23 protein-coding genes are annotated in these 24,241 nt (G+C 63.4%); 18 read left to right on the top strand and 5 right to left on the bottom strand.

Going from position 1 to position 24,241, the window contains the following annotated elements; translation table 11 throughout:
- Positions 1 to 30: 30 nt before the first annotated feature.
- The gene (locus AC1Q61_RS16555; protein WP_003942693.1) at positions 31 to 864 is read left to right on the top strand and encodes a GAF and ANTAR domain-containing protein; all 834 of its coding nucleotides are present in this window, start codon (positions 31 to 33) and stop codon (positions 862 to 864) included.
- Here AC1Q61_RS16555 and AC1Q61_RS16550 read toward each other — a convergent pair.
- Positions 861 to 1,286, bottom strand: coding sequence for a DUF6069 family protein (locus tag AC1Q61_RS16550; protein ID WP_042925815.1), 426 nt, complete (start codon positions 1,284 to 1,286; stop codon positions 861 to 863). The two genes, AC1Q61_RS16555 and AC1Q61_RS16550, sit on opposite strands and share 4 nt — an antisense overlap.
- Positions 1,287 to 1,371: 85 nt before the next feature.
- A complete protein-coding gene (locus AC1Q61_RS16545) occupies positions 1,372 to 2,241 on the bottom strand; it encodes a PhzF family phenazine biosynthesis protein (protein ID WP_231915130.1) in 870 nt (289 codons plus the stop codon).
- A gap of 121 nt (positions 2,242 to 2,362) precedes the next feature.
- On the opposite strand from AC1Q61_RS16545, the gene AC1Q61_RS16540 reads away from it, so the two are divergent.
- Both AC1Q61_RS16540 and AC1Q61_RS16535 read left to right on the top strand, forming a co-directional pair.
- On the top strand, positions 2,363 to 2,824 hold the full coding sequence (locus AC1Q61_RS16540) for a PPOX class F420-dependent oxidoreductase (RefSeq protein ID WP_042925813.1): 462 nt from the start codon (positions 2,363 to 2,365) through the stop codon (positions 2,822 to 2,824).
- 209 nt (positions 2,825 to 3,033) lie between these two features.
- Entirely contained in the window at positions 3,034 to 3,579 is a 546-nt protein-coding gene (locus AC1Q61_RS16535) for an alpha/beta fold hydrolase (protein WP_003942671.1), read from the top strand.
- Positions 3,580 to 3,656: 77 nt separating this feature from the next.
- Here the strand turns inward: AC1Q61_RS16535 and mtr are convergent, their stop codons facing one another.
- Both mtr and AC1Q61_RS16525 read right to left on the bottom strand, forming a co-directional pair.
- Positions 3,657 to 5,033, bottom strand: coding sequence for a mycothione reductase (gene mtr, locus AC1Q61_RS16530; protein WP_042925811.1), 1,377 nt, complete (start codon positions 5,031 to 5,033; stop codon positions 3,657 to 3,659).
- Positions 5,030 to 6,079 carry an alpha/beta hydrolase gene (locus AC1Q61_RS16525; RefSeq protein WP_003942674.1) on the bottom strand — a complete coding sequence of 350 codons (1,050 nt, stop codon included), beginning with the start codon at positions 6,077 to 6,079 and terminating at the stop codon, positions 5,030 to 5,032. The genes mtr and AC1Q61_RS16525 overlap by 4 nt, the downstream gene beginning before the upstream one ends.
- Positions 6,080 to 6,225: 146 nt before the next feature.
- On the opposite strand from AC1Q61_RS16525, the gene mqo reads away from it, so the two are divergent.
- The 10 genes from mqo (at position 6,226) to AC1Q61_RS16475 (ending at position 17,643) form a co-directional block, all read left to right on the top strand.
- Positions 6,226 to 7,764, top strand: coding sequence for a malate dehydrogenase (quinone) (gene mqo, locus AC1Q61_RS16520; RefSeq protein ID WP_003942820.1), 1,539 nt, complete (start codon positions 6,226 to 6,228; stop codon positions 7,762 to 7,764).
- Between the two features lie 11 nt (positions 7,765 to 7,775).
- The gene (locus AC1Q61_RS16515) at positions 7,776 to 8,252 is read left to right on the top strand and encodes a GNAT family N-acetyltransferase (protein ID WP_003942808.1); all 477 of its coding nucleotides are present in this window, start codon (positions 7,776 to 7,778) and stop codon (positions 8,250 to 8,252) included.
- 224 nt (positions 8,253 to 8,476) lie between these two features.
- The gene (locus AC1Q61_RS16510) at positions 8,477 to 10,438 is read left to right on the top strand and encodes a magnesium chelatase subunit D family protein (RefSeq protein WP_042925829.1); all 1,962 of its coding nucleotides are present in this window, start codon (positions 8,477 to 8,479) and stop codon (positions 10,436 to 10,438) included.
- Positions 10,439 to 10,459: 21 nt separating this feature from the next.
- A complete protein-coding gene (gene cobO / locus AC1Q61_RS16505) occupies positions 10,460 to 11,074 on the top strand; it encodes a cob(I)yrinic acid a,c-diamide adenosyltransferase (protein WP_003942784.1) in 615 nt (204 codons plus the stop codon).
- Positions 11,068 to 12,444 carry a cobyrinic acid a,c-diamide synthase CobB gene (locus AC1Q61_RS16500; protein WP_215515858.1) on the top strand — a complete coding sequence of 459 codons (1,377 nt, stop codon included), beginning with the start codon at positions 11,068 to 11,070 and terminating at the stop codon, positions 12,442 to 12,444. Before cobO ends, AC1Q61_RS16500 begins: the two co-directional genes overlap by 7 nt.
- A gap of 13 nt (positions 12,445 to 12,457) precedes the next feature.
- Positions 12,458 to 12,841, top strand: coding sequence for a cobalamin biosynthesis protein (locus AC1Q61_RS16495; RefSeq protein WP_003942729.1), 384 nt, complete (start codon positions 12,458 to 12,460; stop codon positions 12,839 to 12,841).
- Positions 12,838 to 14,064 carry a uroporphyrinogen-III C-methyltransferase gene (cobA, locus tag AC1Q61_RS16490; protein WP_047271356.1) on the top strand — a complete coding sequence of 409 codons (1,227 nt, stop codon included), beginning with the start codon at positions 12,838 to 12,840 and terminating at the stop codon, positions 14,062 to 14,064. The genes AC1Q61_RS16495 and cobA overlap by 4 nt, the downstream gene beginning before the upstream one ends.
- 59 nt (positions 14,065 to 14,123) lie before the next feature.
- Positions 14,124 to 15,590, top strand: a complete 1,467-nt coding sequence (locus AC1Q61_RS16485; protein ID WP_042925809.1) for an MFS transporter — start codon at positions 14,124 to 14,126, stop codon at positions 15,588 to 15,590.
- An 80-nt stretch (positions 15,591 to 15,670) separates the two neighbouring features.
- On the top strand, positions 15,671 to 16,099 hold the full coding sequence (locus tag AC1Q61_RS16480) for a CBS domain-containing protein (RefSeq protein ID WP_007735005.1): 429 nt from the start codon (positions 15,671 to 15,673) through the stop codon (positions 16,097 to 16,099).
- A 35-nt stretch (positions 16,100 to 16,134) separates the two neighbouring features.
- Positions 16,135 to 17,643, top strand: a complete 1,509-nt coding sequence (locus tag AC1Q61_RS16475; RefSeq protein WP_051649759.1) for a protein adenylyltransferase SelO — start codon at positions 16,135 to 16,137, stop codon at positions 17,641 to 17,643.
- A 12-nt stretch (positions 17,644 to 17,655) separates the two neighbouring features.
- On the opposite strand, the gene yaaA is transcribed toward AC1Q61_RS16475, so the two are convergent.
- On the bottom strand, positions 17,656 to 18,399 hold the full coding sequence (gene yaaA / locus AC1Q61_RS16470) for a peroxide stress protein YaaA (protein ID WP_007735009.1): 744 nt from the start codon (positions 18,397 to 18,399) through the stop codon (positions 17,656 to 17,658).
- Between the two features lie 55 nt (positions 18,400 to 18,454).
- Between yaaA and AC1Q61_RS16465 the strand changes: the two genes are divergently transcribed.
- From AC1Q61_RS16465 to AC1Q61_RS16445, 5 genes are all read left to right on the top strand, one after another.
- The gene (locus AC1Q61_RS16465; RefSeq protein ID WP_042450750.1) at positions 18,455 to 20,200 is read left to right on the top strand and encodes a proline--tRNA ligase; all 1,746 of its coding nucleotides are present in this window, start codon (positions 18,455 to 18,457) and stop codon (positions 20,198 to 20,200) included.
- Between the two features lie 79 nt (positions 20,201 to 20,279).
- Positions 20,280 to 20,951: an O-methyltransferase gene (locus AC1Q61_RS16460; RefSeq protein ID WP_042450748.1), complete on the top strand. Its 672-nt coding sequence runs from the start codon at positions 20,280 to 20,282 to the stop codon at positions 20,949 to 20,951.
- A gap of 22 nt (positions 20,952 to 20,973) precedes the next feature.
- The gene (locus AC1Q61_RS16455; RefSeq protein ID WP_021343988.1) at positions 20,974 to 21,633 is read left to right on the top strand and encodes a rhomboid-like protein; all 660 of its coding nucleotides are present in this window, start codon (positions 20,974 to 20,976) and stop codon (positions 21,631 to 21,633) included.
- Between the two features lie 58 nt (positions 21,634 to 21,691).
- Complete coding sequence (locus tag AC1Q61_RS16450; protein ID WP_007735018.1) at positions 21,692 to 23,422, top strand: acyl-CoA dehydrogenase family protein; 1,731 nt, start codon at positions 21,692 to 21,694, stop codon at positions 23,420 to 23,422.
- The gene (locus tag AC1Q61_RS16445) at positions 23,419 to 24,198 is read left to right on the top strand and encodes a nuclear transport factor 2 family protein (protein ID WP_030535621.1); all 780 of its coding nucleotides are present in this window, start codon (positions 23,419 to 23,421) and stop codon (positions 24,196 to 24,198) included. The genes AC1Q61_RS16450 and AC1Q61_RS16445 overlap by 4 nt, the downstream gene beginning before the upstream one ends.
- Positions 24,199 to 24,241 lie beyond the last annotated feature (43 nt).

Below are 24,241 nucleotides of genomic sequence, written 5' to 3'. Positions count from 1 at the left end.
GTGCCCGTGAAACTGGAAGAATGCTTCGTCGTGGATACCGCTTTCGACCCCAGAGGCTTCGACCCGAGAACCGAGGATTCGGTGCCGTCGGTACTGCCGGACGATGCGACGGCATCGGGTGCTGACGTCGCCGTCGAGGCTGCGGAAACTCGGCTGACGGCACGTGCGGTCAGAGAGTTGCTGGCAGCGCTCGGGGGAAGTATCGGCGACGAGGACGAACTCGTGGTTCTACTCCAACGCGCCGTCGAAATCGCGAACGACGCCATCGACGGCGCCGACAGCATCGGCGTCACCATCGATCTTGCCGGGCAGACCTACACCGCCGTTCACACCGATTCGCGGACCCTACGCGTCGACATCGAGCAATACGACGCCGGCGACGGACCATGTCTGCATGCGGCTCGAACCGGTGAAACCGTAGTCGTTGATGCCGAGACCAGCGCAGAACGCTGGCCGCGGTTCGCGGCTGCCGCGAAGGACGAAGGGATCAAGTCCTTTCTCGCGGCGCCGCTCTTCACGCCGGATCAGCGACTCGGTTCGTTCAACCTGTACGGACGTGCCCCAGCGGCCTTCGACAGCGTCGACGCGGAAGTCATGGAGATTCTCACGACAACAGTCTCACGCGCGATCGGAGACTTCTCCCGCTTCAAATCTGCCAAGGCGGTAGCTGACGCCTTGCAACGCGCGCTCGAGACTCGGGCGCCGATAGAACAGGCCAAAGGCATGCTGATGGCCATCCATCGGATCGACGCCGACACCGCATTTCACATGCTGCGCAGGCAGTCTCAGACCACGAACACCAAGTTGCGTGACGTGGCAGCCGAGATCGTCGAGACGTATTCCGCGCCGCCTACCGCGGTCTAGTTCGACGGAGACCGACGTACGGCCTCGAGCGCGACGACCACGCTCGCGGCGACAACCACGTGCATCAGCGCGAGCGTGACCGTGCTGGCGGCGTCGAAGTCCGCGGCAATCGTCAGGGCGATGGTGCCGAGCGCAAACACTGCACCCACGACCTGAGCGATGCGGATGATCGGCTCCCACTTCATTGAGATCAACATTGCGAGCGACAAACCGACCAGCAACGGCACTACCGTAAGTGTGATGACCCCGCCGGGAGCTACGCTCGCCACCTTTCCCTGATCTGTCATCTCGAACGATCCGCCCGATGCCAGGCCGATCAGCCACAGGATCAGGTTGGCGACGAGGGCGATGACCGTGGCCCCGAGTACGGCACGCGGCTTGGTGAGGTGGAGGTTGTGTGCGGTTGAAGCGATTGCAGACATGATGTTCTCCCGGCTCGATGCGATGCTCTTGTGACGTCGCTCTGGTGAATAGACCCGCCGGCCGGGAGAAACTCATCGCTGGTGGTTACCGGGGGTCGTCTGTCGGCACGGCGGTGCCGGTGACCGCGATACCGCCGTCGACCGGGATCTCGACCGCGAGAACGCTGGGTCGCCCGACGTGTCGGCCCTGGTGGATGGTGATCCGCCGCGGAGTGGCCGCGGGTTCGAGTTTGCGCAGGTAACCGCCGGTCGACGCCGCTGCGGACCCGGTCGCGGGATCCTCGACGATGTTTCCCACCGGAAACAGATTTCGAGCTTCGAAGGTGTTGTCGTCGAGGGGATGCAGGATCGTCACCGTGCCCGCCCACCCCTGCGCGTCCATCAGAGTTCGCATTGCGGATGGATCGAAGGTGAACTCGTCGAAGGCCGCCTGATCACGAAGTACGACAATCGGGTGCGTGTTGCCAGCGTACGAGAGCATTGCGGGATACCGCGCGTCGAGCGCAGACGAATCGACGCCGATGAGCCCGAGCAGTGCTGTCAGTACAGCATGATCGATCGGCGAGACCGATGGTTCGACGCTGGTGAAGGTCGCGGTGGACGTTCCGTCCTCGTCGGTCGCCGTGTCGATGGATACCGGTCCGATCGGTGTTTCGAATGTGAAGGTTCCGTCACCGTCTCGCTCGGTGAGAGCGATGGCCGTCGCAATAGTGGCATGACCGCAGAACGGTACTTCGGCGATAGGGGAGAAGTACCGGATCCGGCTGTGGCGCGGGTTGCCTCCGAGTACCGGTTCGATGAGGAACGCCGTCTCGGCATACCCGACTTCGGCTGCAACAGATTGTAATTCGGAGTCGTCGAGTCCACGCGCGTCGAGCACTACGCCGGCCGGATTACCGCCGGCCGGATCCGAACTGAACGCAGTCAGCCGGAGGATGTCGTGAGAAGTTGCCATGTCGACCATCTTTGTCCGCTGTCGTCCATCGGGGGAAGAGACATCGCGCGATTGCGGTCCGCGATCTTCGAACTGGACTGCCTCCGGAACAAACCGGCCGCACGGCGTCGTTGGTGCAGACATGAGCAATGACACAGACACCGACGACGCGTTGTTCGCACTCGTGGCCGAGGGAAAACAAGGTGTGCTGGCAACCGTAAAGCGTGACGGCCGCCCACAGTTGTCCAACATCATTTACCGCTGGGATGACGAGTCAAAGACGGCTTCCGTGTCCGTCACGGCCGATCGCGCCAAGAGTAAAAATGCGATCCGCGATCCGCGGGTTTCCCTTCACGTCAGCGCGCCCGACTTCTGGAGCTACGCCGTGATCGAAGGACTTGCCGTGGTGACACCCGTCGCGGCCGATCCTCACGATGAAGTGTCGGACGCCCTGGTCGAGCTGTACCGGGACATCAGCGGTCAGGAGCATCCTGATTGGGAGGAGTACCGCGAAGCGATGGTTGCGGAGCGTCGACAGATCCTCACGGTGCGCGCTGATCACGTCTACGGAATGACGAGGCTCCCCAAGCCGTCCGGTACCTAGAGCCGCGCCCCACTGGAGTTCGGCCCACCCCCACTTTCGAGCGAACGGTACGTCCGTCGCCTCAGATGCGCCGAAAGCCACTTTCGCTCCGAGTGGAGGCGGTGCAGAGCGAACAATTCGGGCTCGTAGCGGCGCGTGAATGTATGAGTGGTCATACTTCTGTCGACTCCAGGGTCCTCCACTGTGTGGATCGCGTACCGTTTCCAGACATGGAATTGACTCGAGTAGCGGTGGGCAGTGGTTCGTGCACCGTTCGGATCGACGGGCCGGTCAGCAAGCATGCGGTACTCCTGCTTCCCGGCAAGGGCGACCCCGTCGACTTGTACGACGATGTGTGTGAGCGACTGCACCATTCGGATCTGCGGACCGTCGCGGTGGAATCGATCGAGAATCTCGACGAGACCTCGGCAGTGGTACTTCTGGACGAGTTGAACATCGCCTGGGTGAACCTGGTCGGTCACCGGGAGGGCGCCGATCTCGCGTGGCTGTTGGCTGCACGTCAGTTCGGCCGCTTCGCGAGTTTGATCGCCGTGGACCGTGGACATCCGTCGGCCAGCGATATTGCCGGCGTACCGCCGGTCGAGGTTCCGACCACCGTAGTCGTGGGCAGTGGAGGTCGGGCCATCGCCGACGCCAGCGGTCGTTTCGTGTACTCCGACTTCCGCGTGACGGAACTTCCGGGTGTCGACGACGTCGTCAAGTCGGCACCGGCCGAACTCGCAACCGAGATCGTGCTGCGTACCAGCCCCTGGTGAAACTCTGACCTACGAAAAGGCGGGCATTCCCATTGCGAGGAGTGCCCGCCTTTTCGGCGTCGTTGGGGCGGCGGGGCTCAGATGTCGAGGCCGAGCAACGCGTTCTCGACCACTTCGGCCAGGGCCGGGTGGATCCAGTACTGGCCACGCGCCATGTCCTGAGCTGACAAACCGAAGCTCATCGCCTGAATGAGCGGCTGGATGACGGTCGGAGCCTGAGTGCCCATGACGTGGGCACCGAGGATGCGTCCGGTGCCGCGCTCGGCGATCACCTTGCAGATGCCCTCCTGATCCTCCATCGCCCAGCCGTACGCGACGTCGCCGTAAGCCTGCACCTTGACGGTGATGTCGAGTCCGGCGTCGCGAGCCTGCTTCTCCGTCATTCCGACGTCGGCGATCTGCGGGTCGGTGAACACGGCTGCCGGTACGAAGCGGTGATCGGTGCTGCGAAGCCCGGACGTGTCCTTCCACGCGTCCTGGAGCAGGTTGTGCTGAACAACGCGCGCTTCATGGTTGGCGACGTGCTTGAGCTGGTACGGCGAAGAGACGTCACCGAGTGCGAATACGCCCTCGGCGGTGGTGCGTTGGTATTCGTCGACCACGATCGAGCCCTTGTCGTCGAGTTCGACGCCGGCCTTGTCGAGACCGAGTAGGTCACCGTTCGGCTGACGACCCACCGCGACGAGGAGAACGTCACCGGAAACGACTGTGCCATTTGCCAGTTCGACGGCGATGTTGTCGCCATCGCCGCGTACCGACGTGAGGGGGGAGCCTAGATGGACGTCCCACTTCTGTTCGGCCAACTCGGTGAAGCGCTCGGAGATCTCGTCGTCGAGGTGCCGCAGCAGTCGCTGGCTGCGACCGATGATCGACACGCGAGAACCCAACGCGGAGAACACGTGTGCGAACTCGGTTGCGATGAATCCGGAGCCGACGATCACGAGGTGCTCGGGAAGTTCGGGCAGTCGCATGATGTCTTCGTTGGTGTAGTACTTCACACCACTCGACGCGATCTCGTCCGGGATGATCGGACGCGAACCGGCTGCGATGACCACCTGGTCAGCGGTGATCGTCTCGCCGGTTCCGGTGTCGATCGTCTTGTCGCCGGTGAACGTGGCGTGGCCGCGGTAGACGGTGGTGTTGGGACTGTCTTCGCTGCGGTACCGCTCACCACCTGCAGAAATGGGATCGATGCGGCCGAAGACGCGCTTGACGATGTCGGACCAACGAACGCCGTCGAGAGTGGCGTCGACGCCGTACTTCTCGGCAGTGGTGACGGTGCGTGCCACCTCGGCGGCGTAGACGAACATCTTGGTCGGGATACACCCGACATTGAGGCACGTTCCGCCGAAGGTGCCCTCTTCGAGGATTGCGATCTTCTTGCCGTCGAACCGCTCGTCGGGCAGCGAGTTTCCGGATCCGCTGCCGATGATTGCAAGGTCGTAGTGCGTCACTGCGCGATCTCCTGTGTGTTGCTTGCTGTGCTTGCCGAACTTTCTGCGGCCGGGGTGAGGTGGCCGTCGAGCCACTCCAACCACAGGTCGAGTTCGGAAAAGGCCGTGGCCAAGGGCTTCTCGGTCGAAAGGAACACGTCGTGACGGGCGCCGTCGATCGGGACGATGGTGGTGCGATCGCCGAGGCAACCGGCCCAACGTGCGATCTGCTTGACGTCGAGCACGGAATCGGCGAGGTCGACGCTCGGGTTGTACGCCTTTGCGAACTGTGACTTCTTCGAGCGCAGAATCAGCGCGGGCACTCCGATGTCGAGGCCGCGGTGAAGTTTTGCGTGACCCGCTCGGACGGCCCGCATCCAGCCGAAGGTAACGGGGCAGCCGGCCAGTGGCTTCCAGTCGAGGTTGTAATCCCAGACGCCGTTGGCCGAAACATGAAGACTGGAACCGTAAGTCGGTAATCCAGTTCCCGGGATCACCGTCTTCGCCGATACCCGTCCGAGCGCATCGATCGCCGTAGTACCGACGTTGCGCACCACTGAGGGACCCTGAAGGTCGAACCAGGGGCTGTTGAGTACCAGCCCGCAGATTCCGGCGCCGTCGCTGCCACCGGGCTTGCGCTGCAAACGGTTCAGCCAGAGCGGAACGATCAGACCGCCGGTGGAGTGCGCCATGAGCAGCACCTCGCTGCCCTCGGTCTCGCTGCGGACGATGCGCAGCGCTTCGTTCAGTTCGGCGTCGTAGAGCGCAAGGTCGGAGACGTAATGAGCTGTGTGCCCCGGTTTGAGGGAGCGGCCGCACTTACGCAGGTCGAGTGCGAAGAAGGCGTAACCCTGCTCGGCAAAGTGCTCGGCGAGGTGCTTCTGGAAGAAGTAATCGGTGAAGCCGTGCACGTACAAAACGGCACGGTGTGTCTTCACCGCCTCCTTCTGCGGTTGGTAGCGGACCAGTGTTGCGTCCACCTCGCCTTCGCCGTCCGGATCCGTTCCGAGCGGGATCGTCAGCTGCTGATATCCGTCACCGAGGACGTCTGGAACCCAAGTAGTCACAAATCACAATCTAATCGTCGTTTCGAGTGCGCGTTGTAGAGCACAATTGGGGGTGGTGAACCGCGCGTGTACGCACGGGTAACCTATTCGGCGTAACACAGCAGGCGGATGCGCGCACGGCTAATGACAAGGAAGTCGATTCTCCAGTGTCGAATCAGAACGCGGTAGAGACGAAGACGGATGTAGTGCTCGTGGGCGCAGGCATCATGAGCGCCACGCTGGGTGCATTGCTGCGCCAGCTGCAGCCCGATTGGTCGATCTCGACCTTCGAGCGGCTCGATGCCGTCGCAGCCGAGAGCAGCGACCCCTGGAACAACGCGGGAACCGGTCACTCAGCCCTGTGTGAGCTCAATTACACACCTGAGAACTCGGACGGCACGGTCGACATCAAGAAGGCCGTCAACGTCAACGAGCAGTTCCAGGTGTCACGCCAGTTCTGGGCACACGCGGTAGAGCAGGGCGTCCTGACACAGCCCAAGGAATTCATCAACCCCATCGCGCACGTGAGCTTCGTTCACGGTGAGGCCAACGCCAAGTACCTCCGTGCTCGTTACGACGCACTTGCCGGCCACACGCTCTTCCGCGGTATGGAGTACATCGACGATCCGGCCGAGTTCAGCAAGCGTTTGCCGCTCATGGCCAAGGGACGCGACTTCTCCGATCCCATCGCCCTGAACTGGAGCCAGGACGGCACCGACGTCGATTTCGGAGCGCTCACCAAGCAGCTCATCGGCTACATCGGCAAGACCGGCGGCAAGATGTACTTCGGCCACGAGGTCACCAACCTGACGCAGAACTCGGACAAGTCCTGGACCGTCAAGGTCACCAACCGTCGCACCGGTGAAAAGCGCACCGTTCGCTCGCGCTTCGTGTTCGTCGGTGCCGGTGGCGGCGCCCTGCACCTGCTGCAGAAGTCGGGCATCAAGGAAGCCAAGGGCTTCGGTGGCTTCCCGGTCAGCGGTGCCTTCCTGCGATGCACCAACCCCGAACTCATCGACCAGCACAGCGCCAAGGTCTACGGCAAGGCTGCCGTCGGCGCCCCGCCCATGTCGGTGCCTCACCTGGACACCCGTGTCATCGGCAACAAGCCGGGTCTGCTGTTCGGTCCCTACGCTGGTTGGTCGCCGAAGTTCCTCAAGCAGGGTCGCGTCACGGACCTGCCCGGCTCGGTCAAGCCGAACAACATCCTCTCGATGCTCGGTGTCGGTGTCAGCGAGCTCGGCCTGGTCAAGTACCTGGTCAGCGAGCTTGCCAAGAACGAAGCCGGTCGCATCTGGGATCTGCGTGAGTTCGCGCCCAAGGCGCAGGCCCAGGACTGGGAACTCATCACCGCGGGCCAGCGCGTCCAGGTGATCCGCCGTGCCAAGGGCAAGGGTGGTGTCCTCGAATTCGGTACCGCTGTGGTCGCCGCTGAGGACGGTTCCATCGCCGGCCTGCTCGGTGCTTCGCCCGGTGCGTCCACGGCCGTCCCGGCGATGCTGGACGTACTCGAGCGCTGCTTCCCGACCGAGTTCCAGGGTTGGAAGGGCAAGCTCCGCGAGATGGTTCCGTCCATCGGCGTCAAGCTCACCGACAACGAAGGCCTGTTCAACCAGGTCTGGGATTGGTCCTCGAAGGTTCTCGAGCTCGATTCCGCCGGTGCTTCCGAATCGGCTCCGGTCGCGGATACCGCCGCGACTGTGTGATAGTCCAACCCATGACGGCAACAGCAGCTTTGAAGCGTTCATGGGCACTCGATCTCGACAACAAGACGTTCTACGAGTTGTTGAAGCTTCGAGTGGAGGTCTTTGTCGTCGAGCAGGCTTGCCCGTATCCCGAGTTGGACGGGCGGGACCTGCTGACGGAAACACGCCACTTCTGGCTCGAGCAGGACGGCCAGGTGGTGTGCACGCTCCGGCTGCTCGAAGAGCACGACGACGGAAACAAGAGCTTCCGAATCGGACGCCTCTGCACGTCGCGTCAGGCTCGCGGCCAGGGCCACACGACCCGCCTCCTGCAGGCCGCACTGGCCGAGGTCGGCGAAGCGCCGTGCCGGATTAATGCACAGACCTACTTGGTCGAGATGTACGCCAAGCACGGATTCAAGGCTGACGGCGAAGAGTTCATCGAAGACGGCATCCCGCACACCCCGATGCGTCGTGGTGGGGGAGAGCCTTTCGTGGCCGTCAGCTAGTTTGTCGGAGAATTGACCCTGGTCGGCTCGTGGGAAAGCGAGCCGACTAGGGTTTTTTCGATACCGAATGTTCGCGGGGAAGTCCTGTTCGATCCAGGCGCGGTCCCGCCACTGTGAAAGATCTCTCCTCTACCGATAAACCGGGAGATCTCAGCCAGGTTGCCGCGACATTCGAGTGCAGCCAAATTCTCGGCGAGGAAACCGAGAGGTGGAGGGATATCGACGTGCGAAGTGAAGAAGATCGACCAGTGGCGGGCTTCCCGTTCAGTGCTGTGGTCGGCCAGGATCAATTGCGATTGGCGCTGATCCTGTGTGCGGTGCATCCAGGGATCGGCGGGGTCCTGGTTCGCGGTGAGAAGGGAACTGCCAAGTCGACGGTCGTGCGCGCGCTGACTGCGCTGCTGCCCGCGGTCGACGACGCCGGAACGACACGACCGGCCCGCTTGGTCGAACTGCCCGTGGGCGCCACCGAAGACCGGGTGATCGGTTCGATCGACTTGGAGAAGGTTCTGCGTGACGGTGAGCGCGCATTCCAACCTGGACTGCTCGCCGCCGCTCACCAGGGTGTTCTGTACGTCGACGAGGTGAATCTGCTTCACGACCACCTGGTCGACGTGCTTCTCGACGCCGCGGCGATGGGCCGGGTTCACATCGAGCGTGACGGCATCTCCCATTCGCATCCGGCCAAGTTCGTACTCGTCGGCACGATGAATCCCGAAGAGGGAGAACTGCGTCCGCAACTTCTGGACCGTTTCGGTCTGGCTGTCGACGTCGCCGCTTCCCGCGACGTCGACATTCGCATGGAAGTGGTGCGTCGCCGACTCGACTACGAGCGTGACCCCGAGGCATTTGTCGCTCGGTACGTATCCGCCGATGAGGAGTTGGCGTCCGAAATCCTCACGGCGCGTGAGAAATTGGACTCGGTCGAGCTGAGCAACCGCGAACTGCGTCGTATCGCCTCGCTGTGTGCGTCGTTCGACGTCGACGGTATGCGCGCGGACTTGGTGCTGGCGCGCACCGCGACGGCCCACGCTGCCTGGCGCGGCGACAGTGAAGTCACTGCGGAGGACGTACGAGTAGCGGCGGAACTGACGCTGCCGCATCGCCGCCGCCGCGATCCGTTCGACGAGCCCGGCTTGGATCAGCAGCAGTTGGACGATGCGCTCGAGCAGGCCGACCAGGATGCTCAGTCGCAGGTAGAGGACGACGCGCGCGACGGAGAGCCCGAACCTCCCGAAAATCACGAAGACCGTGGCCCGGAAGATGGCGGCTCCGATGACGGCGGTCCCGGACACGAAGGGCCGGACGACGACGGCCCGGACGACGACGGCCCGGACGACCCTGACGGACCTGGTGGGGGAGTGCGCGCCACCGATCGTCCCTCGGCTCCACCGGCCGGCGAATTCAAGGCCAAGCTCCTCGAAGTTCCGGGAGTCGGTGAAGGTGCACCGGGACGACGCTCGCGGTCCATGTCGTCCCGTGGACGAGTTGTGCGGTCCACGCGGGAGCGTGGGCACGGATTGCATCTGACGAGCACGGTCTTTGCCGCAGCCGAGTCTCAAGTTGCCCGTGGTCGCACTGCTGGACGGTTGCGGCTGGCACCGGCTGACCTCCGCGGCGCGATACGTGAAGGGCGAGAAGGCAATCTGATCGTCTTCGTTGTCGACGCGTCGGGGTCGATGGCAGCACGCGACCGCCTCTCCGCGGTCACCGGTGCGGTTGTCTCGTTGCTCCGCGACGCCTATCAGCGCCGCGACAAGGTCGCCGTCATCACCGTCCGTGGTCGTGAAGCGGAGCTCGTACTGCCGCCGACATCTTCGGTGGACATCGCTGTCCGTCGCTTGCAGTCGATGCGTACCGGCGGCAAATCCCCACTCGCAGAGGGATTCCTGCGTGCTCGCGAAGTGGTTCTGCGTGAACGACTTCGTGACCCGCAGCGTCGCGCCCTCGTCGTCACACTCACCGACGGCCGGGCAACCGGCGGCAAGGACGCGCTGCACCGCGCCCGCGTCGCCGCGCATCTTCTCGCCGACGCGTCCGTCGCGTCCATCGTCGTCGACTGCGAGACCGGCCTCGTGCGTCTGGGGCTGGCGGCCGAGTTGGCGCGAGAACTACGTGGCGGATACGTCCGCCTCGCCGAATTGTCAGCGCAGCAGGTCGCGGGTGTCGTCCGCGCCGCAGCCTAGATCCCAGCTCAGGAGTTCACGATGCCCAAGGGTGTTCCCGAGACAGTTCCCGACGACGGTCTGACCACGCGTCAGCGTCGTAACGCGCCGGTACTTGCCGTGCACACCGGCCCGGGAAAGGGTAAGTCCACCGCCGCTTTCGGCATGGCGCTGCGTGCCTGGAATCAGGGGTTCGACATCGGCGTGTTCCAGTTCGTGAAGAGTGCCAAGTGGAAGGTCGGAGAGGAAGCCGCGTTCCGCGCGCTCGGAAACCTGCACGACGAAACCGGCGTCGGTGGGCCGGTGCAGTGGCACAAGATGGGCGAAGGTTGGTCATGGACACGCAAGGCCGGTAGCGAGGAAGATCATGCTGCTGCCGCTGCGGAGGGTTGGCAGGAGATCGCGAGAAGGCTTGCGAGCGAGGAACATCGATTCTATGTCCTCGACGAGTTCACCTATCCGCTCAAGTGGGGCTGGGTCGACGTCGACGAGGTCGTGCAGACACTGCGCGATCGTCCGGGCAACCAGCACGTTGTCATCACGGGACGCGACGCCCCGCAGGCGTTGATCGACGCCGCCGACCTCGTGACCGAGATGACCAAGATCAAGCACCCGATGGATGCCGGCCGAAAGGGCCAACGGGGCATCGAATGGTAAGTCCTTCCACTCCGGCCGTGGTGATCGCCGCTCCTGCCTCGGGTAGCGGAAAGACCACGGTGGCAACGGGATTGATCGGCGCGCTGCGACGGTCCGGTAGCAGCGTTGCACCCTTCAAGGTGGGGCCGGACTACATCGACCCGGGTTATCACGGACTCGCGGCAGGGCGGCCCGGACGCAACCTCGACACTGTTCTGGTGGGCCCGGATCGCATCGGACCGCTCTACCGGCATGGAACCGCTGGTTGCGACATCGCCGTGGTCGAAGGCGTCATGGGTCTGTTCGACGGGAAGATCGACGAGGCAAACTCGCAGCCGTCGGCGGAGGGATCGACGGCGCAGGTCGCGTCGATCCTCGGTTCGCCGGTAGTGCTCGTGATCGACGCCCGTGGGCACAGTCAGAGTCTGGCCGCCGTACTCCACGGCTTCGCGACCTACGACGCAGGTGTGCGCATCGGCGGCGTCATTCTCAATCGCGTCGGGAGCGCTCGTCACGAGCAGGTGTTGCGTCATGCGTGCGACAAGGTCGGCGTCGCAGTGCTCGGAGTTGTGCCACGGTTGACGGAACTCGAAGTTCCCTCCCGGCACCTCGGCCTGATTCCGGCGGCCGAGCACGGCGCCGCCGCTGTGGCCGCAGTGGACGCGATGTCCGATTTGATTGCCTCGCACGTCGATCTGGGTGCTGTTCGCGCACTGGCCGCCTCGAACGTGAGTGCAGCTGCATGGGATCCGGTTGCCGAGGTCGGCGCACACGCAGAGTCTCGGCCTGTGGTTGCCATGGCGGGTGGCCCGGCCTTCACCTTCGGCTATGCCGAGCACCGGGAGCTGTTGACTGCCGCCGGCGCGGACGTGCAGGTGTTCGACCCGTTGCGGGACGAGCTTCCTGCGGGAACTGCCGCTTTGGTCCTTCCCGGTGGCTTCCCGGAAGAACACGTGGTAGACCTTGCGGCCAATACCGTACTGCTGCAGCAGGTTCGCGATCTGGCGGACGGCGGTGCACCGATCCACGCCGAGTGTGCCGGTCTGCTCTACCTCGCTCGCAGCTTGGACGGTCACAGCATGGCCGGTGTGGTCGGAGTGGATGCGACGTTCGGGAAACGCCTGACCCTCGGGTATCGCGAAGCAGTCGCGATCAGCGACTCCAGCCTCTTCGGCGCAGGCTCCCGCGTCACCGGTCACGAGTTCCACCGAACGTCTCTCGTCTCGGCAGACGGGGACGGTTGCGGAAGTGCGTGGGGGTGGCGGCCCTGGGACGGCGGCAGTGTCCGCGAAGGGTTTGTTCGCGGTGGCGTCCACGCGTCGTATCTCCACACTCATCCGGTGGGGCAGCCCGAATCGATCGCGAAGTTCGTCGATGCCGCACGGCGATGACCTCTGTATAGGCGTGGGATTCACGACGAGTGTCACCGCGAAGGACATCGTCGCTGCGGTGAAGGCTGTGCCCGCGGCGCAAGGGAAGATCGTGGTACTCGCCACTGTGGCGGCAAAAGCTGAGTCTTCGGCTCTTCTGACAGCGGCCCATGAACTGAACGTCCCGATTGTGAGTTTCGCCCCGGACGTACTTGCGCGAGTTCAAGTTCCGTCACCATCGCCTCGCGTCGAGAACGCCGTCGGAACGGCAAGCGTCGCGGAAGCGGCTGCGATCCTCGCGTCCGGGGGCGGCCGACTTGTGCTGGCCAAGACTGCCAGGGATGGAGTGACCGTGGCCGCGGCCCGTAAAGTTCCCTCCAGCTTGACCAATTCTGACAACGAAACGGAGTGCGAGTGAGCGAGTCCACCGCAGACGAGACCAACTACCTGGTCGGCCTCAACCTGACCGATCGACGCGTGGTCGTGTTCGGTGGCGGCACTGTGGCTCAGCGCCGACTCGGACTGCTGGTCGCCTCTGGTGCCCGCGTTCACGTCATCAGTCGCGCGTTCACTCCAGCCGTCGAAGGTATGGCCACTGCCGGTCAGATCACGGTCGAAGAGCGCCCGTACGCCGACGGCGACCTCGAAGGTGCGTGGTACGCCATCGCCTCGACCGACGAGCCGGAAACCAATGCGGCGATCGTCGCCGAAGCGGAGCGTCGCCACATCTTCTGCGTGCGCGCCGACAACGCGAAGCACGGCACCGCCGTCACTCCCGCGAGCGCCGAGTACGACGGTATGAGCATCGGAATTCTGGCGGGCGGCGATCACCGTCGTTCGGCAGCGGTCCGCACCGCCGTCGTCGAGGGTCTTCAGTCGGGCGTGCTAGCCGATACGGCCGAGCCTGCCGCTGCGGGTGTTGCTCTCGTCGGTGGTGGCCCCGGTGATCCCGATCTGATCACCGTGCGCGGACGCCGTTTGCTCGCCCGCGCCGACGTCGTCGTGGCCGACCGATTGGCTCCGCCGGAGTTGCTCGCCGAACTGGGTCCGGACGTAGAGGTGATCGACGCCGCGAAGATCCCGTACGGCCGTGCCATGGCTCAAGAGGCCATCAACGCCGCGCTGATCGACAACGCGAAGGCAGGCAAGTTCGTGGTCCGCCTCAAGGGCGGGGACCCGTACGTCTTCGGACGGGGATACGAAGAACTCGAAGCGTGTGCCGCTGCCGGCGTTCCGGTGACCGTAGTGCCCGGAATCACGAGCGCGATCTCGGTCCCGTCGGCCGCAGGCATCCCGGTCACCCACCGCGGCGTCACCCACGAGTTCGTCGTCGTCAGTGGGCACGTGGCTCCGGATCATCCGGATTCGCTGGTCGACTGGTCGGCACTGGCCAAGTTGCGCGGCACGATCGTGCTGCTCATGGCGGTCGAGCGCATCGATCAGTTCGCGAAGGCACTCGTCGACGGTGGACGCCCGTCAACCACGCCGGTCACCGTGATCCAAGAGGGCACTCTGCGCACCCAGCGTGAACTTCGGGCCGATCTGGCGACCGTTGCTCAGCGCGTCAAGGACGAGGAGATCAAGCCTCCGGCGATCATCGTGATCGGGCCGGTCGCGGGCTTTTCCGTCGACGCTGGGTAACGTGAAGTCTTGTGTCTGACTCCCTGAGATCCGAAAACGCTGCTGGGTCCGAAAACACCATGACGAAGTACCCTGTGGCGACACGGGCATTCGGACTGGCGATCATCGTCTTGAGCGGTATGCAATTGATGATGGTGCTCGACGGCACGGTGGCGTCGTTGGCCTTGGCCCGGATCCAGGAGGATCTCGATCTCAGCGACTCCGGTCGGAACTGGGTCATCACTTCGTATGCATTGACCTTCGGCGGACTGATGCTCTTGGGTGGCCGGTTGGGTGACACCTTCGGGCGAAAAAAGGTGTTCCTCAGCGGAGTCATCTTGTTCACGCTTGCTTCCCTCGCATGCGGCTTGGCCACCAACGAAGCGATGTTGGTGGCGGCCAGATCAGTTCAAGGCGTCGGTGCAGCAATCGCCTCGCCTACGGCGTTGGCTCTCGTGGCGACGACGTTTGCGCCCGGCCCCGTCAGGAATCAGGCTATCGCGATCTTTGCCGCCATGACCGGAATCGGTTCGGTGACGGGATTGATCATCGGCGGTGCACTTACCGAGGTGTCATGGCGGTGGATCTTCCTGATCAACGTCCCCATTGGACTGATGATCATCGGTTTTGCATTCAAGGCCCTGGTCGAAACTGGAGCCGAGCGACTGAAGTTGGATGTGCCAGGGGCAATTCTTGCCACTGTGGGCTGTACCGGAATCGTCTTCGGATTCACCGAAGGTCCCGAGATGGGTTGGACCAGCCCTGCAGTGTTGGGTGCTCTCGTCGGCGGAGTCGCGCTGTTCGTCGTCTTCCTACTGGTCGAACGGCGCGCCGAGAATCCACTGCTGCCGTTCAGCCTCTTCAAGAACAAAAACCGCGTCTTCACGTTCATTTCACTCGCGTTGATAGGTGCCGTGATGTTTTCGTTGGCGCCGTTCGTGGCGCTCTTCGTCCAGGACATCCTCGGATACAGCCCGCTCCACGCAGGTCTCGCGTTCGTGCCCTTTGCATTCGGGCTGGGAGCGGCAGCATTCGTCGCGTCCAAACTTGCAGTTCGCGTACAGGCGCGATGGCTGATCGTGACGGGTTCGCTGCTGACGTTCGTGGGACTCCTGTACGGGTCGACCTTGGACGAGACGACCACCTATATGGGCAACCTGTTTGTCCTCGTCGTGGGAATCGGCTTCGGTGTGGGTTTGGCCGTCGTTCCCCTCCCGCTGTGTGCTATTGCTGGCGTGGGCCCACAGGACATCGGGCCATTGACCGCGATTGCACAGGTTGCTCAGGTACTTTTCGGTCCGGTCGGACTGGCGATCGTGGGGGCGATGGCGACGTCCCGGACCCTCTCGCTCGGCGGCGTGAGCGGAGTCGCTGCAGATATGACGCCCGCGCAGCTGTCAGCGCTGAGCGAAGGCTATGTCTTCGCGCTCTTCGGTTGCGCGATTTTCGCGGCGCTGGCCGCGATCTCTGCGCTGTTCATCAAATTCACTCCCGCTCAGGTGGCCCAGGCACAGGCTGCGGAGAAGGCAGCTCAGGGAATCGCCTGATCAGTCCTGTTTTTCCGCTTCGCTAGCCGTTACGATCGTTGCAGGACGTGCCGAGAGTCTCGACGGATCGGGGTGCCGTGATGCGGATCGCGGACATATTGCGAAACAAGGGCAACAGCATCGTCACGATCGACGCCCACACGACGGTCAACGGGCTGCTGTGCGATCTTGCCCGCCACAACATCGGAGCCATGGTGGTGGTCGACGACGACGCGGTGGTCGGCATCATCTCCGAACGCGATGTCGTTCGACGCCTGCACGAGCGTGGCCCGGACCTTCTCGGGATCCAGGTTTCCGAGGTCATGACCGCTCTGATGTACACGTGTGTTCCGGCAGACGCAGTGGACAGCATTGCCGCGATCATGACCGAGCGTCGAATCCGGCATCTGCCGGTGATCGAGGACGGCAACCTCCTCGGCATCGTCAGTATCGGTGACGTGGTGAAGAGCCGCATCGACGAGCTCAAGAGCGAACGCGATCAGCTCGAGTCGTACATCGATCAGGGCTGATCGATAGGTTGTCGCACGGTGACTACTCTCGTGTGATGGCCGCATTCCAGGAATCCACAGCAGACACGGTCACCATCGTGGCCGGCCTCGAGAGCACGTTCGCCGACGAACTCGGCGCTCTGACGGTGCCGTGGCAAGGTGCTGCCGCCCCTGACCCGCAGTTGCTCGTGGTGAACGAGCAGCTGGCTGCGTCGTTGAGATTGGACGTAGCAGCGCTGCGAAGTGTGGACGGGATCGGCGTCCTGTCCGGGTCGACGGTGCCGGTCGGGGCCACACCGGTGGCGATGGCGTATGCGGGTCATCAGTTCGGTGGGTATGCACCAATTCTCGGAGACGGTCGGGCGTTGTTACTCGGCGAACTCGTCAGCAGTGCCGGGCAGCGAGTGGACTTGCATCTGAAAGGCTCCGGGCGCACACCGTTCTCTCGGGGCGGCGACGGGTATGCGGTCGTAGGGCCGATGCTGCGCGAATATCTCGTCAGCGAGGCGATGAATGCCCTCGGTGTCCCCACTACGCGCGCGCTGTCGGTGGTGGCGACGGGCCGAGACGTTCGCCGCAACGGCGCAGAACCCGGTGCCGTGCTTGCACGGATCGCGTCGAGTCACCTACGCGTTGGGACCTTCGAGTTCGCGGCCCGGCAGGGCGAGGTCTTGCAGCCGCTCACCGATTACGCGATTGCCCGGCACTATCCGGAGCTGACCGAACTTCCGGCAACGGGTACACACAATCGCTACCTGAAATTCCTCGAGGCAGTGGTCGAGGCGCAGGCATCACTGGTGGCGAGGTGGATGCTCATCGGTTTCGTGCACGGGGTCATGAACACCGACAACACGACAATTTCGGGGGAGACCATCGATTACGGTCCGTGCGCCTTCCTCGACGCGTTCGATCCGGCGGCAGTGTTCAGCTCGATCGACCACGGGGGCCGCTATGCATTCGGCAATCAGCCCGCTGTACTGAAGTGGAACCTGGCGCGCTTGGCAGAAACACTGTTGCCACTGATCGATTCCACACCCGACGAAGCAATTTCCGCGGCGTCAGCAGTTCTCGAGACCTTCGACGAGCGCTACGAGGGTCACTACGCGGCCGGTCTCGCGGCAAAGCTGGGTCTGGCCCAGCCGTTTGTCGATCGGGCGCTCGTCGACGATCTGCTGACGTTGTTGGCGGAACACGGTGCTGATTGGACGGGCAGTTTCCGCGCTCTCGCCGACGAATTGCGCGGAAATTCGGTGCCTCTCGACAACCTCGTGCCACGGGAGCACATCGCGCCCTGGTTGCAGCGGTGGCAGGGAGCCCTGACCGAAAACGGACACGGGGCCGCGGAGACCGCGAGCGCGATGGATCGCGTCAACCCGCTGTACATTCCGCGTAATCATCGGCTCGACGCTGCCCTGCGCGCCGCGACCGACGGCGACCTCGCTCCATTCGAGAAGCTGCTGGAGGTTGTCACGCATCCTTTCGACCGACGCGACGAGTGGGCTGACTACACCGAGGCGGCTCCGCAGTCTTTCAGCGAAACATTCCAAACCTTCTGTGGCACTTGACAGACGAAGCCATCAATCCGTCAGGATGATCAATTCACGCTCCGACGCGATTTCGACGCGCAAGCCCGCCTTCGACGCCACCCGCGCAACACCCTTGATGTCGGTCGGTTCGGCACGCGAGACCACCAGCGCACGGGCGAGCAGACCTTTGTGGTGCTTGTTGAAGTGACTGACCACCGTCCGGGTGCCGTCCGGCTTCTCGGTGAGGACCGTTGCGATCAGTGCGTCCGGAACAGGTCCGAGGTCTTGGTAGGTGCCGGACCGTAGATCGATGACAAGGCCGTCGGCTTCGGCCGCCAAGGCCTTCGGCAACTCCGGCTTCCACAGTGAGCGGAGCGTGCCCATCCCGGGCAGCTTGGACCCGCCGGAAAGGCGGTAGGCGGGGATCAGATCTCCCGCACGGACTGCACCGAACAGAGCGGAGCCGATCGCGATCCGATCGAGAGCCTTGGCCTTCTGGGCACGGGTGAACGACTTGGCGTCGAGGGCGTCGAAGAGCACCCCGGTGTAGCGCTGCAGCGCGGGCCGCGTCGCGGACACCCACAGCTTGGCGTTGCGTTCCACTTCGTCTGCTTGCGTCGGACCGAGCCCGAGCGCTTCGCACGACGCCTCGACGTCAGCGGCCAGATCGACCAGCGTCTGAACCAGCAATTCGCGCGTTTCGGTCAACTGTGGCATCGACAGTTCGGCCAGATCGAGGGGCGCATCCTTGCCGCCGTCGGACTTGGTTTCTGAGGGAGGCAGCAGTACAAGCACGCTGTAACCGTACCGAGGCCCGCTCGGCCGACTGCGGCGACTATCCTTACACCTCGTGATTACCCGTCTGTCCCACCTGTTCCTGCGTACCCTGCGTGACGATCCCTCGGACGCCGAAGTTGCCAGCCACAAACTGCTGGTTCGTGCCGGCTACGTGCGTCGTATCGCTCCAGGCGTCTACTCGTGGTTGCCGCTGGGATTGCGGGTGCTGCGCGAGGTTGAGCGTGTTGTCCGCGAAGAAATGAATGCCATTGGCGGCCAGGAAATCCTGCTGCCTGCGCTGCTCCCGCGCGATCCCTACGAAGCGTCGAACCGCTGGACCGAGTACGGCCCCAACCTGTTCCGCCTCAAGGACCGCAAGGGCAACGACTACATGCTCGGCCCGACCCACGAGGAGCTCTTTGCTCTGACGGTCAAGGGTGAGTACAACTCCTACAAGGACTTCCCGGTCACCCTGTACCAGGTGCAGACCAAGTACCGCGACGAAGAGCGTCCGCGTGCCGGCATTCTGCGTGGCCGCGAGTTCCTCATGAAGGATTCCTACTCCTTCGACCTGACCGACGAAGGCCTGACGGAGTCGTACCAGGCGCATCGCGGTGCCTACGAGAAGATCTTCACGCGTCTGGGCGTCAAGTACGTCATCGTCTCGGCGACCTCCGGTGCGATGGGCGGCAGCGCGTCCGAGGAGTTCCTTGCCGAGAGCGAGATCGGCGAAGACACCTACGTGCGCTGCCTCGAATCCGGCTACGCCGCCAACGTCGAGGCCGTCAAGACTGTTGTTCCCGACTCGATTCCGTTTGACGGGCTGCCCGAAGCCAAGGTGTACGACACCGCGAACACACCCACCATCGACACCCTGGTGGACTGGGCGAACGGCGCTGATCTCGGCCGTACCGTGACCGCCGCCGACACTCTCAAGAACATCATGGTCAAGACCCGCCTGCCCGGCGGCGAATGGGAACTTCTCGGCATCGGCATCCCCGGCGACCGTGAGGTCGACGAAAAGCGCCTCGAGGCTTCGCTGGAGCCGGCCGAGTTCGTGATGATCACCGAGACCGACTTCAAGAACAACCCGTTCCTGGCCAAGGGTTATATCGGCCCGAAGGCGCTGCAGGCCAACGGAGTTCGCTACCTTGTCGACCCGCGCGTCGTCGACGGCACCAGCTGGATCACCGGCGCCGACGAAGACGGCAAGCACGTGGTCGGCCTCGTTGCCGGTCGCGACTTCACCCCTGACGGAACCATCGAAGCCGCCGAGGTTCGTGACGGCGACGCCTCTCCCGATGGAGCCGGCACGCTGGTCTCGGCTCGCGGTATCGAGATCGGGCACGTCTTCCAACTCGGCCGCAAGTACACCGACGTCTTCACCGTCGACGTCCTCGCCGAGAACGGCAAGCCCGTCCGCCCGACCATGGGTTCGTACGGCGTCGGCGTCTCGCGTCTGGTGGCCGTCATTGCCGAGCAGCACCATGACGAGAAGGGTCTGCGTTGGCCCGCTGAGGTCTCACCGGCCGACGTTTACCTCGTCATTGCGAACAAGGACGAGACCGCTCGCGAAGGCGCCGAAGGCCTCGCCGCGCAGCTCGACCGCGCGGGACTCGAAGTGATCCTCGACGACCGCAAGGCATCGCCGGGCGTGAAGTTCAAGGACTCCGAGCTGATCGGTGTTCCGCTGATCGTTGTCGTCGGCCGTGGTTGGGCCGACGGCAAGGTCGAGATTCGCGACCGCTTCACCGGCGAGAGCCGTGAGATCGACGCCAATTCAGCGATCGAGGAGATCATCGCCGCAGTTCGCGGCTGATTCGAATAGCTGTCCGGGCCGCCGCAGTCACCTTCCGAGGTGTCTGCGGCGGCCCTTCTTTTCTGCCACAATCGTGGCTATGGAACGCGAACCGGATTGGGCAGAAGTCGACGGCTATCTCGTTTCCACGTTGGTAGGTGAAGATCCGGTTCTCGACGCGGCACTCGCCGCCAATTCCGAGGCAGGTCTCCCGCCCATCGACGTGGCGCCGAACCAGGGCAAGCTCCTCAACCTTCTGGCGCGAATGTGCTTGGCGCGCAATGTTCTCGAGATCGGAACGCTCGGCGGATACAGCACGATCTGGCTCGCTCGCGCGGTCGGTCCCTCGGGCCAGGTCATCACGCTGGAATTCGATCCCACCCATGCGGATGTCGCTCGGGCGAATATCGAGCGTGCCGAACTGGCTGACCGTGTCGACATCCGCGTCGGCGCTGCGCTCGACAGTCTCCCGTTGATCGCGAAAGAAGAGTTGGGACCTTTCGACTTGGTCTTCATCGACGCCGACAAGGAGAACAACACCGAGTACGTGCGGTGGGCGTTGGCCCTTTCGCATCCCGGAACCGTCATCATCGTGGACAACGTGGTGCGTGGGGGACATGTGTCCAACCCGGATATCGACGACGAGCGCGTCAAAGCGAGTCGAGCGGTGTTGGAGATGATCGCGGCCGAGCCGAAACTCGACGGCACCGCCATTCAAACCGTGGGTTCGAAGGGATGGGACGGGTTTGCCGTTGCAGTAGTGAACGAGTGAGCGCAGACTCGAAGCGGTGAGGATGCTGGGGGCAGCAAAGGCGGCATGGCGATGGGTGCGCAGTGCTCCCGGTACCTACGTCTGGTTGCTGGCCCTGCTGTTCACCACGCTCTTCCTTCGGCATCTGCCCGACAATGTCGAGGAGCGTTTTCTCGGCAAGCGCTCGACCAATCTGCATCACCTGGCCGAAGACCCGCTGCGAGTCCTGTTCTCGAGTGCCTTCTGGCTCGAAGGTGGCGGTTGGTTGGGATACCTGGTTCTCTTCACCATCTTTCATGCAACGGCTGAGCGTTGGCTCGGGACGTGGCGGTGGCTGTGTGTTGTCGTCATCGCCCACGTCGGAGCCACGTACATCAGCGAAGGTGTTCTGTACGAAGGTATTCGGCACGGATACGTGGCGGAGTCGGCGGTCAACACTCTCGACGTGGGTGTGAGCTACGGTCTGGCCGGCATCATGGGGATTCTGGTGTACCGCATCGTCGATCCGTGGCGATACGTCTATCTCGCGGGGCTGTTGCTCTTCTACGGTGTACCTCTGATTTTCGCCACCAATTTCACCGCCATCGGCCACATGTCTGCGTTGTTGCTCGGGTTGGCGTGCTACCCGATCACGCGTGCTCGGGCGGGCACGTGGAATCCGATGGACCTGTGGCATTCGCGAAGAATCGCAGGTCTTCCATGAATCGCACCGCGGAAAGTTACCCGCTGGTAGTTTAGCGTCATCGACGAAAGGTAATGACGTGTCTGGCACCGATGGATTGCTCTTCAACCCCCATACTTACGACCCCGCTCAGTTCGATCCGGAGACCCGCCGTTTGCTGCGAGCCACCATCGAATGGTTCGAGAGCCGCGGTAAGAAGCAACTGCTTCAGGACGACCTCGACGCCGTGTGGGTCTCCGACTTTCTCGAATTCGTCGGCAAGGAGAAGTTGTTCGCGACGTTCCAGACTCCGGCGGCATTCGCCGACGGTGACGAGAACCGTCGTTGGGACGGTGCCCGCAACGCGGCCTTGAGTGAGATCTTCGGTTTTTACGGACTCGCTTACTGGTACGCCTGGCAGGTCACGATCCTCGGACTCGGACCGATCTGGATGAGTGACAACGACGCTGCGAAGAAGCGTGCAGCGCAGGAACTTGCCGACGGTGGTGTCATGGCGTTCGGGCTGTCCGAGCGCGACCACGGCGCCGACGTGTACTCCACCGACATGCTCCTCACTCCCACCGACGGCGACGTCGCCTTCCGCGCGAGCGGCGAGAAGTACTACATCGGAAACGGCAACGTAGCCGGAATGGTGTCTGTGTTCGGGCGTCGTACCGACGTCGAGGGCCCCGAAGGCTACGTGTTCTTTGTCGCCGACAGTGCACATCCGAACTATCAGCTCGTGGACAACGTCCTGCGCGGGCAGATGTATGTCAGCAATTTCCGCCTCGACGATTACCCGGTGCGCGAGGAAGACATTCTGCACACCGGCGTCGCCGCATTCGAGGCCGCGCTCAACACGGTCAACGTCGGAAAGTTCAACCTCTGCACCGGCTCCATCGGCATCACCGAGCATGCGTTCTTCGAGGCAATAACTCACGCGCAGAATCGAATTCTGTACGGCAATCCCGTCACGGATTTTGCCCACGTTCGCGCCGCCTTCGTCGACGCGTACTCACGTCTGATCGCGATGAAGCAGTTCAGTGCGCGGGCGGTCGACTACTTCCGCAGCGCCAGCCTCGAGGACCGTCGCTACCTGCTGTTCAATCCCATGACCAAGGCCAAGGTCACCTCCGAAGGTGAGAAGGTGGTCGGGTTGCTGCACGATGTGATCGCAGCCAAGGGATACGAGAAGTCAACGTACTTCCGCGAGGCAGCGCAGATGATCGGCACGCTGCCCAAGCTCGAGGGCACCGTCCACGTCAACGTCGGCCTGATTCTCAAGTTCTTGCCGAACTATCTGTTCAACTCGGCGCAGTTCCCGGAGATCGTCACGCGCGACGACGCCGCCGACGACGAGTTCTTCTGGAACCAGGGGCCTACCCGCGGCGCTGCGAAGATTCAGTTCCACGAGTGGAAGCCCGTCTACGAGAAGCACTCTTCGATTCCGAACGTCGCCCGTTTTTACGAGCAGGCGATCGCGCTCACCGAATTGCTCACTGCTGCAGCGCCGGACGCGCAGCAGCAGAAGGATCTCGATTTCATGCTCAACGTCGGGCACCTGTTCTCTCTCGTCGTCTACGGTCATCTGATTCTCGAACAGGCCGAGATCAGCGGGCTCGACGCCGACGTTGTCGATCAGATCTTCGACTTCCAGATTCGTGACTTCTCGGGATACGCGATCGCGCTGCACGGAAAGCCGTCGTCGACACCCGAGCAGCAGAAGTGGGCCCTGGCCGCGGTGCGGAAGCCTGTTGTCGACAGTGAACGCTTCGACCGGGTGTGGCAGCAGGTCAAGGCGTACGACGGTGCATACGAGATGCGCGCATGACCGCGCCGGTGACGCGCGAGCAGTTGATGGCCGTCGTGGAGGGATCCCCGAAAGCCGTCGGCGCGCATGACCGCTCGACCTGGGTGGCCCTGTTTGCCGGCGACGGACAGGTCAACGACCCTGTAGGTTCACGTCCGCACAACGGTCAGGCGGCGATCGAGAGTTTCTACGACACGTTCATCGCCCCCAATTCGATCACCTTCCATGTCGAGCGCGACATCGTGTGCGGCCGGACGGTGTGGCGCGATCTGAGCCTCGCTACCGAGATGTCGACCGGAGTCGTTCTCGACGTTCCGATGCACTTGCGCTACGACTTGGTGGGGGAGCCCGATTCCTTGCGGATCGGAACCCTCTACGCGCATTGGGAATTGGCGACGATGTTGAGCCAGCTCGCGACTGCTGGTGTGGCGGGGGTGAAGGCGGCCGCGAAGTTGACGCCGCAGTTGCTCTCGAACCAGGGGATCGGCGGGGCGCTCGGGTTCTCGCGCGGCATCTTCGGCGTCGGAGACAAAGGCAAGAAGGCAGCGTCGCGGTTCCTCGATGCGGCCGCTGTCGGCCGAACGCCGCCGGTACCCGTCGAGCTTCCGGCGGGGACGCAGTTGTCCAACGCTGATGTCAACGCTCTGCTCACCGGCGTGACGAAGAGCAAGATGCTGGTTGCCGGTCGCACCGTGACGGCGAGCGTCATCGTGTGCGGGGAACCGGCCATCGCATTGTTCGGCTTCGAGGCGAGCGGTCATCGACTCAATCGGGTGCGTTTCTTCACCGAGAGCTGACATAGAGCCCTCCACATGCAGGTCAGGCTCGGCGCGCCACTCC

This window comes from Rhodococcus sp. MPR-R1B (assembly GCF_058793255.1).
This window is presented reverse-complemented; position numbering and strand designations above follow the sequence as displayed.

Coding starts and splice junctions, on each gene's coding strand:
- AC1Q61_RS16550 (WP_042925815.1), bottom strand. CDS start 1,286: ATGTCTGCAATCGCTTCAACCGCACACAACCTCCACCTCACCAAGCCG.
- AC1Q61_RS16545 (WP_231915130.1), bottom strand. CDS start 2,241: ATGGCAACTTCTCACGACATCCTCCGGCTGACTGCGTTCAGTTCGGAT.
- AC1Q61_RS16540 (WP_042925813.1), top strand. CDS start 2,363: ATGAGCAATGACACAGACACCGACGACGCGTTGTTCGCACTCGTGGCC.
- AC1Q61_RS16535 (WP_003942671.1), top strand. CDS start 3,034: ATGGAATTGACTCGAGTAGCGGTGGGCAGTGGTTCGTGCACCGTTCGG.
- AC1Q61_RS16515 (WP_003942808.1), top strand. CDS start 7,776: ATGACGGCAACAGCAGCTTTGAAGCGTTCATGGGCACTCGATCTCGAC.
- cobO (WP_003942784.1), top strand. CDS start 10,460: ATGCCCAAGGGTGTTCCCGAGACAGTTCCCGACGACGGTCTGACCACG.
- AC1Q61_RS16500 (WP_215515858.1), top strand. CDS start 11,068: ATGGTAAGTCCTTCCACTCCGGCCGTGGTGATCGCCGCTCCTGCCTCG.
- AC1Q61_RS16485 (WP_042925809.1), top strand. CDS start 14,124: ATGACGAAGTACCCTGTGGCGACACGGGCATTCGGACTGGCGATCATC.
- AC1Q61_RS16480 (WP_007735005.1), top strand. CDS start 15,671: ATGCGGATCGCGGACATATTGCGAAACAAGGGCAACAGCATCGTCACG.
- AC1Q61_RS16475 (WP_051649759.1), top strand. CDS start 16,135: ATGGCCGCATTCCAGGAATCCACAGCAGACACGGTCACCATCGTGGCC.
- AC1Q61_RS16460 (WP_042450748.1), top strand. CDS start 20,280: ATGGAACGCGAACCGGATTGGGCAGAAGTCGACGGCTATCTCGTTTCC.
- AC1Q61_RS16455 (WP_021343988.1), top strand. CDS start 20,974: ATGCTGGGGGCAGCAAAGGCGGCATGGCGATGGGTGCGCAGTGCTCCC.
- AC1Q61_RS16445 (WP_030535621.1), top strand. CDS start 23,419: ATGACCGCGCCGGTGACGCGCGAGCAGTTGATGGCCGTCGTGGAGGGA.